Here is a 17,413-nt window from a genome sequence, read left to right as displayed (position 1 = left end):
TAAAGGACGTTATCCGGCAAGTCGTTGGGAAGCCGCGGCGTAGACATAACCGGAGAACAACCTGCGCGATGTACGCACTACCGAAGCGCGAATTGTCTCACCCTGAGCCCCGGTGTAGGACAGTACAACGTCTATTGCGCCACTTGGATGTTCAATTCGAACGTGTTTCAAGCGCGGCTCACTCACCCCGCCAAGCAATTGAGCAATCACGCTGCCTTCGCTGACGCACGCGGTGGCCAAGCCGATAGAGCCGGTAATCGCCAGTGCCCGGTGGCAGTTGTGCGGCATGAAATAGCGCACCTGAAGGGTGCCGCCCGCCTTGGCCGGCGACACCAGTACGGGCTTGGGGATCACTTTATCACTGACGTCGCCCAAACCCATTGCCAGGCCGGCTTGCAGCCGCAGAGACTCCAGGCGCCCCAGGAAGGCTTTGTCGGCATCCAGTTCAGCAGGGCTTTCATCCCCACGTTTACCCAATTGGCCAGCCTCGATGATCATCATCGGCATCGCCATGTCGATGCAGGTCATCGGGACACCGTCGATCAGGTCCTGAGTCTGTCCCGTCGGGAACAGCTTACCGGTTTTGCTGCCCGCGGCATCCAGGAAGGTCAGCTGCACGGGAGCGGCAGTCCCCGGCACGCCATCAATGGCGGTGTCGCCTTCGTAGCTGACAGTCCCTTCGGGAGTGTGTACGTCTGCGTTCACAAACGTCCCCGTGTTGAGGTTGCGAATACGCACACGCGTCAGGCCTTTAGACGCCTTGACCAGCCCCTGCTCGACCGCAAACGGGCCAACGGCGCAAAGCATATTGCCGCAATTGGGTGCGGTATCGACTCGACGCTGGGAAACCATGACCTGCACGAACAAATAGTCGACATCCGCGTCCGGGTGCAGCGATGGGCTGACGATGGCGACCTTGCTGGTTTGCGGGCTCCCACCGCCAATACCGTCAATTTCCAGCTCATGGCCGGAGCCCATCAGGTTGAGCAGCAGCTCATCACGCTGTTCGATCGCATCAGGCAGGTCCCAGGCGAGAAATACTGGCCCCTTGGACGTACCGCCGCGCATAAGCACACAAGGAATTCGTTGCATGACCACTGACTCTTATTGATCAATCGGGTTGATTAATGCTCTTGAGGCAAGAGTCGCAGGCTTTAAAAAATGTTTCCAATGCAAATATCAGCCTGATTATTGCGTTTAACGAATGACAAATCTAGGATGATTGAACGCCGCCGCCCTCTTCCATCGAGTTATAAAAAATGCAATATGAGCTAAATGACATACGATCGTTCGTGAAAATCGCCGAACTCGGGAGCTTCCACGAGGCTGCCGATGCATTGCACCTGTCCCAGCCGGCGCTGAGCCGGAGGATGAAAAAACTGGAGGAAGGCTTGGGGACCGCCCTTCTCGATCGCACCACCAGAAGGGTGAGTCTCACGAGCGTTGGTCGGGACTTTCTACCCAAGGCACGCCGCCTGCTGGACGACTTCGACGACTCGATACTCAACATCCGAGAGCTGGCAGAGCGACAGAGCGGACGGGTCACCCTTGCCTGCATCCCGACCGCAGCCTTTTACTTCCTGCCTTCGGTCATCCGCCTCTACAACGAGCGCTATCCGCAAATCCGTATCCGCCTGCTCGACCTCAGTGCCAACGAAGGCCTGGAGGCCGTGCTACGCGGAGAAGCCGACTTCGGCATCAACATGATGAGCGGCCAGCACCCCGACATAGAATTTGTGCCATTGGTCGACGAGCCTTTTGTATTGGCATGTCGACGCGATCATGAACTGGCGGAACGTAGCGCGGTGACCTGGTCTGAACTCAGCAACTACCGCTTGATCGGCGTCGGACGCCTGAGCGGCAACCGGATGTTGCTCGATCATGCGTTATCGGGCTTGAGCTGGCGCCCGCAGTGGTTCTATGAGGTGCAACACCTTTCGACGTCGCTGGGCCTGGTGGAAGCCGGCCTCGGCGTCTCGGCCGTGCCGAGCCTGGCGATGCCTGCCGTGGATCATCCGACGTTGGTCAGCATCCCGTTGATAGAGCCCATTGTGAACCGTTCATTGGGACTGGTTTACCGCCGTGGAGCCTCGTTATCTCCAGCGGCGGAGAAATTTGTTTCGATTCTGCTTGAGCAATGGGAGAAGTGAATGGGTTCTGCTGGCGAGTGGTGTGTCATTTACCGCGAGCGCCAGCCAAGTTGTGGTGTTTTTCGGTGAACTTGTGCCCTGCCCCGCCAGTCAGCTAACTGAACGCAACTCAACGGTGGGTAACGGATGCATCTCTCGCGGCAGCAACAAGTAGCCCTGGTGACCGGCGGCGGCAATGGTTGATTTCAAGCACGAGCCACAGAGCGCCATCGACGCCCACGGCATCATCGGCGACATGCGCAGCGCCGCCCTGGTGAACGACAAGGGCAGCATCGACTTTTTCTGCTGGCCGGAATTCGACAGCCCGTCGATCTTCTGCGCGCTGCTCGACACGCCCGACGCCGGCATTTTCCAGCTCACGCCAGACCTGCCCAACGCCCGCCGCGAACAGATCTACCTGCCCGACACCAACGTGCTGCAGACCCGCTGGCTCAGCGATGACGCCGTGGTGGAGATCACTGACCTGTTGACCATCGGTGAGGAGGACGACCTGCCCCTGTTGATTCGCCGCGTGCGTGCGGTCAGCGGCCAGGTGACGATCCACCTGCGCTGCGCCGTGCGTCATGACTATGCGCGCGCGCCCACCCACGCCAGCCTCGACAACGGCACGGTGTGTTTCGCCGCCCACGGCCAGCCCGCTCTGCGCTTGTCGAGCAGCCACGCACTGCAGGTCGAAGACAACGCCGCAGTGGCCAGCTTCGTCCTGGCCCAGGAGGAAGGCGCCGAATTCGTCCTCGGCGGGCAGGACGACCCGCGCGTCGACAGCAGCTGCACCGACCTGGCGTTGGCGCACACCGTGGCGTTCTGGCGCGGCTGGATCGCGCAATCGAACTACCGCGGGCGCTGGCGCGAAATGGTCAACCGCTCGGCCCTGGCCCTGAAGCTTTTGACCTCGCGCAAACATGGCGCGATCATCGCCGCCGCCACCTTCGGCCTGCCCGAATCGCCCGGCGGCGAGCGCAACTGGGACTACCGTTACACCTGGATCCGTGACGCCTCGTTCACGGTCTACGCGTTCATGCGCCTGGGTTTTGTCGACGAAGCCAATCACTACATGCGTTGGCTCAGAGGGCGGGTCAGCGACTGCAGCGACCAGCCCGTCAAGATCAACATCCTGTATGGCATCGACGGCCGCCAGCAACTGCCCGAAACTCAGCTGACGCACTTGCGCGGGCATGGCGGCGCGACGCCGGTGCGTATCGGCAATGAGGCGTTCGACCAGGTCCAACTGGACATCTACGGCGAGTTGATGGACGCGATTTATCTGGTCAACAAATACGGCGAAGCCATTTCCCACGACGGCTGGAAACACACCGTCGAACTCGCGGATCAGGTCTGTGATATCTGGAACCGCAAAGACGTGGGTATCTGGGAAATGCGCGGCGAGCAGCATCACTTCCTGCACTCGCGGCTGATGTGCTGGGTGGCGCTGGACCGTGCGATCCGCCTGGCGTCCAAACGCTCGCTGCCGGCGCCGTTCGCGCGCTGGGACCAGACGCGCCAGGCGATCTACGCGGATATCTGGGGCAATTTCTGGAACGAAGAACGCGGGCACTTTGTGCAGCATACCGGCAGCACCGCGCTGGACGGTTCGATGCTGCTCATGCCGCTGATGCGCTTCGTCGCCGCCACCGACCCGCGCTGGCTCTCGACGCTGGCAGCGATCCAGAAAAGCCTGGTGCGCGACGGCATGGTCTATCGCTATCGCAACGACGACAGCCGGATCGACGGTCTGCCAGGCACCGAAGGCGCGTTTGCCGCCTGCTCGTTCTGGTACGTCGAATGCCTGGCCCGCGCCGGGCAGGTCGAAAAGGCGCATCTGGAGTTTGAGCAGTTGCTGCGCTACGCCAACCCGCTGGGGTTGTACGCCGAAGAGTTCGACAACCAGGCGCGCCACCTGGGCAATACGCCGCAGGCGTTGAGCCATTTGGCACTGATCAGCGCGGCAACGTTTCTGGACCGCAAGTTGAGCGGCGCGAAGACGGTGTGGCAGCCTTGAACGCCACCCGTCGAGGGTCAGCGAGGCCGCGATGACGGTGGGTCGGGCAACCTGAACGCCGGACACTCTTGGCCCACGACCCTCTCAGCCTTGTGGCGTTAATCGATCGGCGGTAGTGTCATCGGCAGTCATCGCCCACCCGATAGGAGCCCATCATGCCCATCGCCCCTGCGCTGTTTTATGTACGCACCTCGATGCTCGATGTGGCGTATGAAGCCCACGGCCCCGTCGACGGTGAACCGGTGATCCTGCTGCACGGTTTCCCCTACGACCCTCGCAGCTATGACGATATCGCCCCGGCCCTGGCCGAGCGCGGTTGTCGGGTGTGGGTGCCGTACCTGCGTGGTTATGGCCCGACGCGGTTTATCAACGCGCAGGTGATGCGCTCCGGGCAACAGGCAGCGTTGGCCAAGGACCTGCTGGAGTTCATGGATGCGCTGTGTATCCCGCGGGCCACCCTGGCGGGCTACGACTGGGGTGGGCGTGCCGCCTGTATTGTCGCGGCACTGTGGCCGGAGCGCGTGCGCGGGTTGGTGAGCGGGGACGGCTACAACATCCAGGACATTGCCAAGTCGCTCGAGCCCAGGCCGCCAGAGACGGAGCATCGGTTGTGGTACCAGTACTACTTCCACACCCAGCGTGGCGTGGATGGGTTGACCGCCAATCGCCGGGCGTTTTGCCAATTGCTGTGGTCACTGTGGTCGCCCTCCTGGGCGGCAGGCCCCAGCCTCTATGGCCAGAGCGCGCCATCGTTCGATAACCCGGACTTTGTCGACGTGGTGATTCATTCCTACCGTCACCGCTTCATGTATGCACCGGGCGATCCCGCACTGGCGCCCATCGAACAGGCGCTGGCGCTGCAACCGCCGATCACGGTGCCGACGATTTCGCTGTACGGCGCCGATGATGGCGTGGGCCCGCCGCCGCTGGAGGATGACGACGCGCAGCACTTCAGCGGCTTCTATCGGCGGCAGGTGTTGCCCCGCGTCGGCCACAATATCCCTCAGGAAGCGCCGCAAGCGACCCTTGAGGCACTCCTGGAATTGCTCGCCTAGGCCGCTGGCGAAAAGCGCTCGCGATAAGCCTGCGGCGTGACTGACAAGACCCGCAGGAAGCTGCGCCGCAAGGTCTCTTCACAACCAAACCCGCACTGCACGGCGATGCGTTTGATCGATGTGCTGCTGTCCGCCAGTTGCCGGCGGGCGGTTTCGACGCGGATCAGTTCGACCGCGCGCGCGGGGGTCTGGCCGGTTTCGGCGCGGTAGTGACGCACGAAGCTGCGCTCGCTCATGCCGGCCTGGGCGGCCAGGGTGGCGAGGGTCAGGTCGAGGGTCAGGTGCTCCGCGATCCACGCGTGCAACTCGGCAAAGCGGCTGTCGCCTTTTTGCAATGACAAGGTCACGCTGAACTGCGATTGGCCACCGGGGCGTTTGAGGAAAACCACCAGGTGCCGCGCGACTTCCAGGGCCACGGCGCGGCCCAGGTCTTGTTCCACCAAGGCCAGGCACAGGTCGATCCCGGCGGTTACACCGGCCGACGTCCACACGGTGCCCTGCTGGATGAAAATCGGGTTGGCCTCCACCGTCAGCGCCGGGAACTTGCGCGCCAGCTCTTCACAGCGTGTCCAGTGCGTCGCCACGCGACAGCCGTCGAGCAAGCCACTGGCCGCCAGCAGAAAAGCCCCGGTACACACCGAGGCCATGCGCCGGGTGTGCCGGGCTTTTTCGCGCACCCAGTCCACCAGCGCCAGGTCTTCGGCGGCGCCGTAGACCCCCCAGCCGCCGGCGATGAGCAGGGTGTCGCAAGGCGTGTCGACGGCGGGCAACGGCTCGGCCACCAGCGCCAGGCCGGCGGAGGTCATCACCGGCGCCGCCTGGGCGGCGATCACCGAAACCGCGTAGGGCAACGGCGCACCGCGCTGGCGCGCAAGGTCGTTGGCCGAGGCGAACACCTGCAAGGGCCCGGTCACGTCGAGCACTTGGGCATTATCAAAAGCGAGTACATGAATGATGCGCGGCATGTTTGGCGTGATTCGTGGGTTCAATGGCGTATTCGCCAAAGCCTAGGCCTCTAGAGTGAAACCGTCCACCCCTTATCGGAGCTTCATTCATGACCTTGCAGATCGGCTTTCTGTTGTTCCCCGGCATCCAGCAACTGGACCTCACCGGCCCCTATGACGTCTTGGGCTCACTACCGGATGTGAAGTTGCACCTGGTGTGGAAAGACCTTTCGCCGGTCACCTCCAGCACCGGGCTGGTGTTCACGCCGACCATGACCTACGCCGATTGCCCACACCTGGATGTGCTCTGCGTCCCTGGCGGCAGCGGCGTCGGCCCGTTGATGGAAGACCCGCAGACCCTCGACTTCCTCAGGGTCCAGGCGCTCACCGCGCGTTATGTCACCTCGGTATGCACCGGTTCGCTGGTGCTCGGTGCGGCCGGTTTGCTGCGCGGGCGCAAGGCCACCACCCATTGGGCCTACCACGACCTGCTCGCCCCGCTCGGCGCCATTCCGGTTCAGGCGCGCGTGGTGCGTGACGGCAACCTGCTCACCGGCGGCGGGATCACTGCGGGGATCGACTTCGCCCTGACCCTGGCCGCTGAGCTGTACGACGAAGCAACAGCGCAATTGGTGCAGTTGCAGATCGAATACGCCCCGGCGCCACCGTTCAATGCCGGCCGGCCGGATACCGCGCCGAAGGCCGTGCTGGAAGAGGCCAACAAACGCACGGCCGAGTCGCGCAAGGTCCGCGCAGAAATCACTGCGCGGGCGGCAGCGCGCCTGGGTTGATACGCGTCGCAGTTGCCGCTGCGCGGCGGGTCGCCGATGATACGGGGCAGCGCGATTGCGACGAAGCTCGATTCCGAAGCGCGGGCTGCCCTTTCCCCCCCAAGAAGTTTATTGATGAATACCCACGACGGATTAATTCCCTGCATCATTTCCGGCGGTTCGGGTACCCGACTGTGGCCAGTTTCCCGGCAAAACATGCCCAAGCCGTTCATGCGTATGCGCGATGGCCAGAGCCTGCTGCAGAAAACCTTCCTGCGCGCCAGCCGCCTGCCCGGGGTGGAAAACGTGCTGACGGTCACCAACCGTGACCTGCTGTTTCGCACGCTGGATGACTATCGCCTGGTGAACACAGCCCGCCTGCCCCTGGACTTGTTGCTGGAGCCCTTCGGCCGCAACACGGCAGCGGCGATGGCGGTGGCGGCGCTGCATGTGCTGGAGCACTTCGGCGACGACGCACCGTTGCTGGTGATGCCCGCCGACCACTTGATCCTCAATGAAAGCGCGTTCGCCGCAGCCGTGAGCCAGGCCCGCGAGCTGGCCGCAGCCGGCTACCTGGTGACCTTCGGTATTGAGCCTGATCGCCCGGAAACCGGCTTCGGCTACATCGAACAAGGCGCCGCGTTGAGTGCGGGAAACCGGGTCAAACGCTTTGTCGAAAAACCCGACCTGGCCACCGCGCAAGGCTACCTCGACGGCGGCCAGCACCTGTGGAACGCCGGCATATTCTGCTTCAAGGCCAGCACCCTGGTGAACGAGCTGACCACCCACGCCCCGCTGGTGCTGGCGGCCGCCAAGGCCGCGCTGGCGCACAGCCAGAGCCTGCAGAATACAACCTCGCGCCAGCGCGAACTGGATGCCGATGGCTTCGGCGGCGCGCCGGACCTGTCCATCGACGTGGCGTTGATGGAGAAGTCCACGCAGGTGGCCGTGGTGCCCTGCGATATCGGCTGGAGCGATATCGGCTCCTGGGAAACCTTGCGCCAGCTCACCCCCAGCGATGCCCAGGGCAATCAGGTCAATGGCGAAGCGATTCTGCATGACGTTCACAACTGCTACATCGACTCGCCCAGGCGGGTATTGGGCGTGGTGGGCGTGCGCGACCTGATCATCGTCGACACCGCCGACGCCCTGCTGATCGCCGATGCCCACCGCAGCCAGGATGTGCGCCACATCGTGGCCGAGCTCAAGCGCCAGAACCATCCGGCGTACAACCTGCACCGCACGGTGACGCGGCCATGGGGCACCTACACGGTGCTGGAGGAGAGTGCGCGCTTCAAGATCAAGCGCATTGTGGTCAAGCCGCTGGCGTCACTGTCGTTGCAGATGCATCACCACCGCAGCGAACACTGGGTGGTGGTCAGCGGTACCGCGCAGATCACCAATGGCGAGCGGGAATTGTTGATCAACGCCAACGAGTCCACCTACATTCCGGCCGGGCACAAACACCGCCTGACCAACCCCGGCAGCATCGAGCTGGTGATGATCGAGGTGCAGAGCGGCAAGTACCTGGGCGAAGACGACATTGTGCGCTTCGACGATATCTATGGGCGCGCGCCCGCCGAAGGATAAGCCTCAGTCATCCAATGGCTGAGGGGCCGGTTTGCTGCCGGGTTTCGCCGGTTTGGCGGGCTTGGCGTTCTTGCCTGGCGCGGGGGCGACAGGTTCGGGTTCCGCAACGGCAGCCGCTTCTTTCTCGGCCATCGGCATCTGGTCGATGGCGCTGAAAAACTCGCTTAAGTTGAGGGTATCCGGCGGCACGGTCTTCTCGACTTTCTTCTCGCCGTCCTTGCCGACCAGGATCACTTTGGTGCCGCTGCCGGCGCCTAATTTGAGGGCGCGGATCAGCGCGTTGGTTTCAGGTGGGGCAAGCTTCTTGTTGTCCTTGGGGTCCTTGGCGAACTTCTCCCCTTCGGCACCGATGCTGCCGAACTTCACGGTGTACAACACCATGCCGCGCTCTTCAAAGGACTGCTTGGTGGCAGGCTCGTCCAGCTGTTTCTTGAGCTTGGCCAATGTGTCATTGCCGGAATCAAGCTCCACCACCACCAGCGGCCGGGCCTTGCCCAAATCCTGCTTGAGCGGGTTGATATCATCAGCAGCCAACAACGGCCCCGTAAAAGCCATCAAGGTAGCCAGGGTCAGCGACCGGATGAGCATGCGTACCTCCTTTGAATTCCATGCAGGGTTCTTGAGTTTCATGTCTGCGACAGCCAAATTCAAGGATGATTCCTACACCGCCTTGAGAAAGCGTAGGTCAGGACGCCGGCTACGCAAGGGGTGACGAGTGCTAGCAGTCATTGTTTCCTTTGATTGCGCAGGCCCAGGCCGCAAGTTTTTCGCAGGCTTGCAGTGCGATCTGCTCGTCAAGCTTGCCTCGATAGTGCCGGTCCACCGCATCACCGGCGATCAACCCGGCAATCAGCGGCGCACCCACGGCATCGGTCAAATCCAGCCACTCCCCCCAATTGGCGGGGTGATCGTACCAACGCAGATAACCATCGCGGGAAACCGGCCACCAGCGCTGGTCGAATTGCAGCACGACCTTTTCCAGGCGGCCCATGGTGAAAAACGCCAGGGCCTCTCGGTAAGCCGTCGGCAAGCCTGGCGTAAAGTGCAGGTGTTTGAGTACCGGTATCGGCACCGTGCAGATGCAGGCATCTGCATTGAGGGCATCGACCCACACGCCGTGCTCGTCCCAGGCAACGTGCTGCACGGGGTGATTGAGGTGGATATTCAGGCCGCTGGCGGCGTCTTCCAGTAATTGCCGATAGCCTTGAGGCAGAAACTGGTCGCCGTGGCCAACGCCCTCCTCGTCGAGCGTATGCGTCGACAACTGGTCCAGGGGCAACCCGGCTTCGAGGATCAGGTTAGCGTCGATGGCATAGCGGGCAGCGCGGCGTTCGGGGGCATTGAGGGTCGCAAGGTATTGATCGATGCCCTGCGCCAAGGGTTGATGACGATCAATGGCCTGTTTCAAGCGTTCATACGCGCCATTGATGTCCGGTACGGGGCCGTCCCACGCGGCAGCCAATGGTTGCGAGAAATCGGTAGGCCGTCGCTCCAGGCCCAACTGCTCGGCACGTCGGGCCAGCGGGTTGAGGGCATAGTGCTGCAACCAGGCGGCCCCCGCATCCACCGTATGGTCACCCAGGGCCACACTGTTCACGCGCCCGCCGATGCGGTTGCGCGCCTCGAGTACGCGCACCTCCAAACCCTGCGCCTGCAACGCACGTGCGGCACTCAGGCCGGCAAACCCGGCACCGATAACGATGACCTTGCGGGCGCGGGTGCCGGCCACCGCATCCGCCGCGCGGATGCCACTGTCCCAAGCGCTGTGGGTCATGGCGCAATGATCGTGGTTGAAGGCTTCCCCAGCGAGGAACAGACGATTATCAATCGGCGTCGAGAGCAGGCGCCGCAGGCTCACATCGCCTCCCGGCAACATTGCGCTGTAGGCACCTTGGCTATAGGGGTCGTCGCACCAGCGCGTGACGTGCCAGGCGATAGGACGCGGCACTGTCATTGCTGCGGCCAATGCCGAGCGAACACCGGCGCTACGAGCGGGTCGGCGTCCACCCGGGCCAGGGTCTGGGCGAACGCCGGCCGCGAGTCTTGCAACGCCTCTCGCGCCGCATCCCAGCGCGACACCGCCGCCGCCATGATGCCCAGGGCATTCGGCTGTTGGTCGGGGGCGAACAATTGGTCGGCAAACTGATCGGCGAACACCCTCCAGGCCTGGTGCAGGTAGTGGCGCGTGCCGCTGATCAATTGCGCTTGCGCCGCCTCATCGGCGTTGCCCAGCCAGCGTTGCGGGTAGTCGATGATGCCGATCGCCGAGTAGCAATTGGCGGCGATATACACCAGGCCGCGGAGGATCTGGCCGCGGTTGCCGGCAAGTAGGTTGGCGGCCGGGAATTCCAGGCCCAGGTGGATCAGGATCGCCGCGCTTTCCGTCAGTACCTGGCCGTCGGGCGTCACCAACGTGGGGATCTGTTTGAGCGGGTTGATCCGTGCGAGCGCTGCACTGCCTTCGCCGTCCTGCCAGGAGCTGGCGTCCACCCGATGCCACGGCACCGCGCAACGCGGCAGGGCAATTTCAATCATGCATGAGCCGGAGTCGTCGGTGCCGTAGAGCGTGTACATGGGGGTTCCTCCTGAATGTCATGTAGCAGTTGCCGAGCACGCCAACAGCGTAGACGCTTAGCCACGCGAGGCAAGTACTTCAGAACAGGCCCATTTGCCCGCCGACCAGGGTGCCGAAGTCGTCATTCACAAACGGCAGAATCGCATCGGCCACCGGCTGCAATTGCCGCGTGACGTAGTGGTCGTAGTCGATCGGGGCCTGGCGCACTTCCAGCGGCTCCGGGCCGTTGACGGTGATCACGTAGCTGATCCAACCGCCGCGCTGGTACTGACGCGGGCGGTTCATGCGGTCGTTGTAGTCGTCGGCCAGGCGCGCGGCGCGCACGTGGGGCGGGACGTTGCGCTCGTAGTCGTCCAACCGGCGGCGCAGGCGCTTGCGGTAGATCAGCAACTCGTCGAATTCGCCGCTCAAGGTGCGCCGCACGTAGTCGCGCACGTAATCCTGATGGGGCTGGCGGTGGAAGATGCGCTGGTAGAGTTCCTGCTGGAATTGCCGGGCCAGGGGCGACCAGTCGCTGCGCACGGTTTCCAGGCCCTTGTAGACCATCTCTTCGCTGCCATCGCCGCGCACCACCAACCCGGCGTACCGCTTCTTGCTGCCCTCCTCGGCGCCGCGAATGGTCGGCATGAGGAAGCGCGTGAAGTGGGTTTCGTATTGCAACTCCAGCGCGCTGTGCAGGCCGAATGCGTTGTGCAAATGCGCGCGCCACCAATCGTTGACGTGCCGTACCAGCGCCTGGCCGATGCGGCTGGCGTCCTCCTGGGAATGCGCGCTGCCGAGCCAGACGAAGGTCGAGTCGGTGTCGCCGTAGATCACTTCATACCCCTGGGCTTCGACCAGTTCGCGGGTCTGGCGCATGATCTGATGGCCGCGCAGGGTGATCGAGGACGCCAGGCGCGTATCGAAGAAGCGGCAACCGCTGGAGCCGAGCACGCCGTAGAAGGCGTTCATGATGATTTTCAGCGCTTGGGACAACGGTGCGTTGTGTTCGCGCTTGGCCTCTTCGCGGCCTTCGGAGATGCGCGCGACGATGGCGGGCAGGCAGTGCCGGGTGCGGGAAAACCGTGCGCCGCGAAAGCCTTCCACCGACGCACTGTCATCGGGGTGCTTGAGGCCTTCGACCAGGCCTACGGGGTCGATCAGGAAGCTGCGGATGATCGACGGGTAGAGGCTTTTGTAGTCCAGCACCAACACCGATTCGTAGAGGCCGGGGCGTGAATCCATGACAAACCCGCCGGGGCTGGCCTGGGGCGGTTTGTCGCCCAGGTTCGGCGCGACGAAGCCCTGGCGGTGCATCAGCGGCATGTACAGGTGGGTAAATGCGGCCACGGAGCCACCGTTGCGGTCGGCTGGCAAGCCAGTGACGCTGGCGCGTTCGAGCAGGAACTTGAGCAGCTCGGTCTTGGCGAAAATCCGCGTGACCAGTTCGCAGTCCTTGAGGTTGTAACGCGCCAGGGCCGGCTTGTCCTCGGCGAACATGCGGTTGATCTCGTCCATGCGCTGGTACGGCGTGGAGATGTCCTTGCCTTCGCCGAGCAGGGTTTGCGCGACGTTTTCCAGGCTGAAGGATTCAAAACTCCAGGTGGCCGAGCGCAGCGCTTCGATACCGTCGATGATCAACCGCCCCGCCGCGGCCGCGAAGTAATGATTGCGGCTGCCGTGTTCGCGCCAGGTCATGGGCTCTTCGCCGCGGCCGAGCAGGAGCGGCACGTTGAGGCGCTGGGCATGTTCGTGGAGCACGCGCAGGTCGAACTGCACCACATTCCAGCCGATGATCGCATCGGGGTCATGGGTGGCCAGCCACTGGTTGAGGCGTTCGAGCAATTGGCCGCGGGTGTCGCAGTAGTCGAGCTTGAAGTCCACCGCGTCGCTCTTGTTCGGCGGGCCGAGCATGTACACCTGGCGCTCGCCGCAGCCTTCGAGGGCGATGGAATACAGATCGCCCTGAGCGGTGGTCTCGATGTCCAGGGACACCAGTTTGAGCGGCGGACGGTAGTCGGGTGCGGGTTTCATCTGCGCTTCGAGCAGCGCACCGCTGGCATCGGGCGTGCCGTCGAACCACACGGGGGCGGTGATGAAACGCTCCATCATGTAGCGCTCGGGCGGGCGCACGTCACCTTCGTAGACATCGACACCGGCGGCGCGCAGGCGCTTTTCCAGGTCCATCAGTTGCCGATGCTGGCGGGTGTAGAGGCCTAATACCTTGCGGTGATGGAAATCGCACAGCTCCAGCGGGCGCAATTCGATATCGCGCTCGTCTTTGAGCAGCCAATCCAGCGGCTTGCGATGGGCTTCGGGGATGAATATCACCGAGCTTTGCACGGGGAGGCGAATAAGCCGCGGCCCCTGGTCGGTGGCCAGCCAGAAGCTGACCTGCGTCCCCGCCGGGGTGTCACGCCAATGCCGGGTCAGGACAAAACCCTGCTGTAAATCCACCGTGCCGCACCTCAGGAATCACGTTCAGGGCGTGATTCTACCCGGCATCCGGCCAAACGCGGCACGTTAACGCACACAGAGCGCAATCGCCTCAGGCGATGCCTTGGTGGAAGTGGCTCAGGTAGCCTTCGATATTGCGCATTTGCTCGTCCCAGCCGCGGGAATTCATTTTGAAGGCTTTCAGGCGGCGGGCTTCGGGCACTGCGTCGAAGCCGGATTCAACGACCCGCAGCAGAATGCCCGGGGCGCGGTCTTCAACGGTGAACTCCACCAGCGTCGGTGTTTCCTTGTCGTAGTCGAAGCCCTTTTCGACGGCGAAGGGGTGCCACGAGAAAGAAAACCGCGTCTGCGGCAGGATGCGTTCGATCTTGGCTTTCCAGATCACGTGTTCGTAACCTGGGTAAGTGATCGGCGCTTCGATCGTTTCCCCGGCGACAAAGGTCTTGCCCTTGAGGGCGATGCCAAACCAGCGGCCGAATTGCTCGGCATCGGTGAGTGCCTCCCACACTTTTTTGCGTGGAGCGTTCAGTAGGACTTTCCGTTCTATACGATCTGATACGTGCATACGTCACCTCCTCCATTGACAGTAGGCGACATCGACTAATGCGCAACCTTGGGTTCTGCGCGATGATGATGCCCCCATTGTTGTCCAGGCCCTTAGGTTATGACTGACCCGTTGAATGGAAGTTGCTTCTGTAAAGCCGTGCGCTACCAGGTGGACAGCCTGGACATGCCCATCAGCCACTGCCACTGCGACAGCTGTCGCAAGGTGCATGCGGCAGCGTTTGTGAGCACCGCCGGCGTAATGCGTGAGCACTTTCGCTGGACCCAGGGCGAAGAACTGTTGGCGGCCTTCGAATCCTCGCCAGGCAAATTCAGGCGCTTCTGCTCGCGCTGTGGCTCACACCTGATGGCCGAGCGCGGGCATCAGCCCCATGTGATTGTGCGGGTGGCGACGCTGGACGATGATCCGGGCATCAGGCCCACCGCGCATATCTGGACGGCCCACGATGTGCCGTGGCTGGCGCATGAGGGCGTGCAGCAGTGGGACGAATGGCAGCTGTGAGTCAGACGTGGGGGTCGCCGGGGGCTTTGCTCGGCGTCGCATATTGCGGCTTCAAGTGGCCTTCGTGGTCGAGCAGCCAGGCGTCCATGATCTGGCGCACCACCGGGCCTGCGACGCGGCCACCGGCCTCGCCGTTTTCGATCATCACCGAAATCACGATCTGGGGGTGCTCCGCTGGCGCAAACCCGACAAACAGCGCGTTGTCACGGTGGCGCTCCTGGGTTTTGTCGCGGTTGTAGCGCTCGCCCTGTTTGATCGCCACCACCTGCGCGGTACCACTCTTGCCGGCGATGCGGTATTGCGCGCCTTGCGCGGCCGCCCGGGCGATCCCGCGCGGGTCGTGCATCACCAGTTGCATCCCGTGGTTGACCTGCTCCCAGTCACGCGGGTTCTTGAGGACCACGTTGGGCATCGGGTGCTCGTCCACCGGCGCCACGCCGTTGATGGTCTTGGCCAGGTGCGGCCGATTCCACACGCCTTTGTTGGCAATCAACGCAGTGGCCTGGGCCAGTTGCAGCGGCGTGACTTGCATATAACCCTGGCCGATGCCGAGGATCACCGTTTCGCCCGGGAACCAGGGCTGACGCCGGGTCGCGCGCTTCCAGGCCTGGGACGGCATCAGGCCGGCCGACTCTTCGAACATGTCCAGGGAGACTTTCTGGCCGAGGCCGAACTCGGCCAGGTAGTCGTGCAGGCGGTCGATGCCGAGCTTGTGGGCCAGGTCGTAAAAATAGGTGTCGTTGGAGCGCATGATGGCGGCGTCCATATCCACCCAACCGTCGCCGCTGTGGTTCCAGTTGCGGTATTTGTGGTCAAAGTCGGGCAATTGATAGTAACCGGGATCGAACACGCGGGTCTGGGCCGTCACTACCCCGCTGTCGAGACCCGCGATGGCCACTTCCGGCTTGATCGTCGAACCCGGCGCATAGAGACCGCGCAGGACGCGGTTGAACAGCGGCCGGTCGATGGAATCATGCAAGGCGGCGTATTCCTTGAAGCTGATGCCCGTGACGAACAGGTTGGGGTCGAAGCTGGGTTTGCTGACCATCGCCAGTACTTCGCCAGTTTGCGGGTCGAGGGCTACCACGGAGCCACGACGATCGCCCAGCGCTTCTTCCGCCGCTTCCTGGAGTTTGACATCGAGGCTCAGCACGATGTTTTTGCCGGGGATCGGGTCGGTATGCTTGAGCACACGCAGTACGCGCCCCTGTGCATTGGTCTCGACTTCTTCATAACCGACATGGCCATGCAGTTCTGACTCGTAGAAGCGCTCGATGCCGGTCTTGCCGATGGACTGCGTGCCGCGGTATTCCACCGAGTCGAGGGCCTTGGATTCTTTTTCGTTGATGCGGCCAACGTAACCGATGGAGTGAGCGAAATGCGCGCCCAGGGGGTAGTGGCGGACGAATTGCGGTTCGACGTCTACACCGGGCAGGCGGAATTCGTTGACGGCGAGTTCGGCGATCTGTTCTTCGGTCAGCTCATAAAATAACGTAACCGGAACAAAAGGATGCCGCGCCTGCTTCAGCGCCTTGTCGAATACGGCACGGTCTTCTGCCGGCAGGTGCAGCAGGCTGACGATCGCGTCCAGTTCGCCCTTGAGGTCGGTGGTGCGCTCGCGGGTGATGGTCAGGTTGTAGCTTGGACGGTTGTCGGCCAGCACGACGCCATTGCGGTCATAGATCAAGCCGCGAGTCGGTGTGATGGGCAGTACGTGGACACGGTTGTTTTCAGAAATCGTCGAGTGATACTCGAATTGCACGACCTGCAGGAAATACAGGCGGCTCACCAGGGCGCAGGTGATGCCGATCACCAACAAGGCGCAGGCGAGCAGGCGCTTGTTGACCAGGCGGTTTTCGTTTTCGTGGTCTTTGATCGGGATTGGTTGAGGCATTTCTACAGCATCTCGTTGAAAAAGGTCGACGCCGCGTCCTGCGGATAAAAGCTCAATCCTTGTGAAAATGTGCTGCACCATAACAAAAATGCAGAAACACTTTGCATCGATTTCCCCAACGGTACCTGGGAAGAGCCGTGTGGTGCCGTTGAGTCAGACGGCACCGAGCATCAGGGGATGAGGCTACTGTTACCAGATGGCAACGGTGGCCTCGAACAGCAGGGGGATTTCAGATCCACAGGTCGTTCATGGCGGTGCGGTCTCCTCCTTCATGGCCGGTGTTCAAGATGCCGCGTGGTTCGATCATCATCAATTTGGCTTCGCCTTCGGCGGCCGTCCGATGCTCTATTCCGCGAGGAACGACATACAGCTCACCCGGTGCCACATACACGGGACCGTCCGGAAGGTCGATGCGCAGTGTCCCTTCAAGCACGAAAAACGCCTCGTCGGTTTCTGGATGTGAGTGCCAGATGAACTCGCCTTCGATGCGTACAACCTTGAACTGGTAGTCGTTCATCTCGGCGACGACTCTCGGGCTCCACTGTTCACTGATGAGCGAAGCCTTTTGCGCGAGATTGACAGGTTGTGCTGGGTGCTGCTGAGTCATGACAGATCCTCTGGTAGGTGAGAGTTGTCAGACTATCGAAGGAAGGGTCGAGCGCTCTTGTACGATCTTGCAGCTTGAGGAGAGCGATACAAAAGCCTTTAGTAGACACTGCCAAGGAAGCACTGAAGACCACCGCAATGAGGCGCCCTTTCCGACCGCCCAAAACAAAACCCCTGTCTGCGTAAGCAAACAGGGGTTTCGGAATTTAATCTTGACGATGACCTACTCTCACATGGGGAAACCCCACACTACCATCGGCGATGCATCGTTTCACTGCTGAGTTCGGGATGGGATCAGGTGGTTCCAATGCTCTATGGTCGTCAAGAA

General features: G+C 62.4%; 15 protein-coding genes and 1 rRNA gene. 6 read left to right on the top strand and 10 right to left on the bottom strand.

Annotated features, from left to right (window positions below; genetic code table 11):
• Positions 1 to 9 precede the first annotated feature (9 nt).
• A complete protein-coding gene (locus TU80_RS15505) occupies positions 10 to 1,092 on the bottom strand; it encodes a 4-oxalomesaconate tautomerase (RefSeq protein ID WP_046384115.1) in 1,083 nt (360 codons plus the stop codon).
• Between the two features lie 167 nt (positions 1,093 to 1,259).
• Between TU80_RS15505 and TU80_RS15500 the strand changes: the two genes are divergently transcribed.
• The 3 genes from TU80_RS15500 to TU80_RS15490 all read left to right on the top strand — a co-directional run bounded on the left by TU80_RS15500 (position 1,260) and on the right by TU80_RS15490 (position 5,204).
• The gene (locus TU80_RS15500; protein WP_017846929.1) at positions 1,260 to 2,150 is read left to right on the top strand and encodes a LysR family transcriptional regulator; all 891 of its coding nucleotides are present in this window, start codon (positions 1,260 to 1,262) and stop codon (positions 2,148 to 2,150) included.
• 175 nt (positions 2,151 to 2,325) lie between these two features.
• The gene (locus tag TU80_RS15495) at positions 2,326 to 4,149 is read left to right on the top strand and encodes a glycoside hydrolase family 15 protein (RefSeq protein WP_057004862.1); all 1,824 of its coding nucleotides are present in this window, start codon (positions 2,326 to 2,328) and stop codon (positions 4,147 to 4,149) included.
• A 155-nt stretch (positions 4,150 to 4,304) separates the two neighbouring features.
• Positions 4,305 to 5,204, top strand: a complete 900-nt coding sequence (locus TU80_RS15490) for an alpha/beta fold hydrolase (RefSeq protein ID WP_057004861.1) — start codon at positions 4,305 to 4,307, stop codon at positions 5,202 to 5,204.
• On the opposite strand, the gene TU80_RS15485 is transcribed toward TU80_RS15490, so the two are convergent.
• Positions 5,201 to 6,169 carry a GlxA family transcriptional regulator gene (locus TU80_RS15485; protein ID WP_017846926.1) on the bottom strand — a complete coding sequence of 323 codons (969 nt, stop codon included), beginning with the start codon at positions 6,167 to 6,169 and terminating at the stop codon, positions 5,201 to 5,203. The genes TU80_RS15490 and TU80_RS15485 overlap by 4 nt on opposite strands.
• Positions 6,170 to 6,258: 89 nt before the next feature.
• Here TU80_RS15485 and inhA point away from each other — a divergent pair, with 89 nt between their 5' ends.
• Both inhA and TU80_RS15475 read left to right on the top strand, forming a co-directional pair.
• On the top strand, positions 6,259 to 6,939 hold the full coding sequence (gene inhA, locus TU80_RS15480; RefSeq protein WP_057004860.1) for an isonitrile hydratase: 681 nt from the start codon (positions 6,259 to 6,261) through the stop codon (positions 6,937 to 6,939).
• Between the two features lie 114 nt (positions 6,940 to 7,053).
• Positions 7,054 to 8,508, top strand: a complete 1,455-nt coding sequence (locus TU80_RS15475; protein WP_057004859.1) for a mannose-1-phosphate guanylyltransferase/mannose-6-phosphate isomerase — start codon at positions 7,054 to 7,056, stop codon at positions 8,506 to 8,508.
• Positions 8,509 to 8,511: 3 nt separating this feature from the next.
• Here the strand turns inward: TU80_RS15475 and TU80_RS15470 are convergent, their stop codons facing one another.
• The 5 genes from TU80_RS15470 to TU80_RS15450 all read right to left on the bottom strand — a co-directional run bounded on the left by TU80_RS15470 (position 8,512) and on the right by TU80_RS15450 (position 14,084).
• The gene (locus TU80_RS15470; RefSeq protein WP_046384121.1) at positions 8,512 to 9,096 is read right to left on the bottom strand and encodes a DUF4174 domain-containing protein; all 585 of its coding nucleotides are present in this window, start codon (positions 9,094 to 9,096) and stop codon (positions 8,512 to 8,514) included.
• A gap of 130 nt (positions 9,097 to 9,226) precedes the next feature.
• Entirely contained in the window at positions 9,227 to 10,462 is a 1,236-nt protein-coding gene (locus TU80_RS15465; protein WP_057004858.1) for a flavin monoamine oxidase family protein, read from the bottom strand.
• Positions 10,459 to 11,082 (bottom strand): glutathione S-transferase family protein, encoded by a 624-nt coding sequence (locus TU80_RS15460; RefSeq protein WP_057004857.1) that lies wholly within the window; start codon positions 11,080 to 11,082, stop codon positions 10,459 to 10,461. Before TU80_RS15460 ends, TU80_RS15465 begins: the two co-directional genes overlap by 4 nt.
• Before the next feature lie 79 nt (positions 11,083 to 11,161).
• Positions 11,162 to 13,519: a DNA polymerase II gene (locus TU80_RS15455; protein ID WP_017846920.1), complete on the bottom strand. Its 2,358-nt coding sequence runs from the start codon at positions 13,517 to 13,519 to the stop codon at positions 11,162 to 11,164.
• A 91-nt stretch (positions 13,520 to 13,610) separates the two neighbouring features.
• On the bottom strand, positions 13,611 to 14,084 hold the full coding sequence (locus TU80_RS15450) for an SRPBCC family protein (protein WP_046384125.1): 474 nt from the start codon (positions 14,082 to 14,084) through the stop codon (positions 13,611 to 13,613).
• Positions 14,085 to 14,183: 99 nt separating this feature from the next.
• On the opposite strand from TU80_RS15450, the gene TU80_RS15445 reads away from it, so the two are divergent.
• Complete coding sequence (locus TU80_RS15445) at positions 14,184 to 14,585, top strand: GFA family protein (RefSeq protein ID WP_057004856.1); 402 nt, start codon at positions 14,184 to 14,186, stop codon at positions 14,583 to 14,585.
• A gap of 1 nt (position 14,586) precedes the next feature.
• Here the strand turns inward: TU80_RS15445 and mrdA are convergent, their stop codons facing one another.
• The 3 genes from mrdA to rrf form a co-directional block, all read right to left on the bottom strand.
• Complete coding sequence (gene mrdA / locus TU80_RS15440; RefSeq protein ID WP_057004855.1) at positions 14,587 to 16,479, bottom strand: penicillin-binding protein 2; 1,893 nt, start codon at positions 16,477 to 16,479, stop codon at positions 14,587 to 14,589.
• A 229-nt stretch (positions 16,480 to 16,708) separates the two neighbouring features.
• The gene (locus tag TU80_RS15435; protein ID WP_046384128.1) at positions 16,709 to 17,086 is read right to left on the bottom strand and encodes a cupin domain-containing protein; all 378 of its coding nucleotides are present in this window, start codon (positions 17,084 to 17,086) and stop codon (positions 16,709 to 16,711) included.
• Positions 17,087 to 17,295: 209 nt separating this feature from the next.
• A 5S ribosomal RNA gene (rrf, locus tag TU80_RS15430) occupies positions 17,296 to 17,411 on the bottom strand.
• Positions 17,412 to 17,413: the final 2 nt, after the last annotated feature.

This window comes from Pseudomonas veronii, from assembly GCF_001439695.1.
Taxonomy (GTDB): Bacteria; Pseudomonadota; Gammaproteobacteria; order Pseudomonadales; family Pseudomonadaceae; genus Aquipseudomonas; species Aquipseudomonas veronii.
Note: the sequence above shows the minus strand (reverse complement) of the source record. Positions and strands in the feature narration are given on the sequence as shown.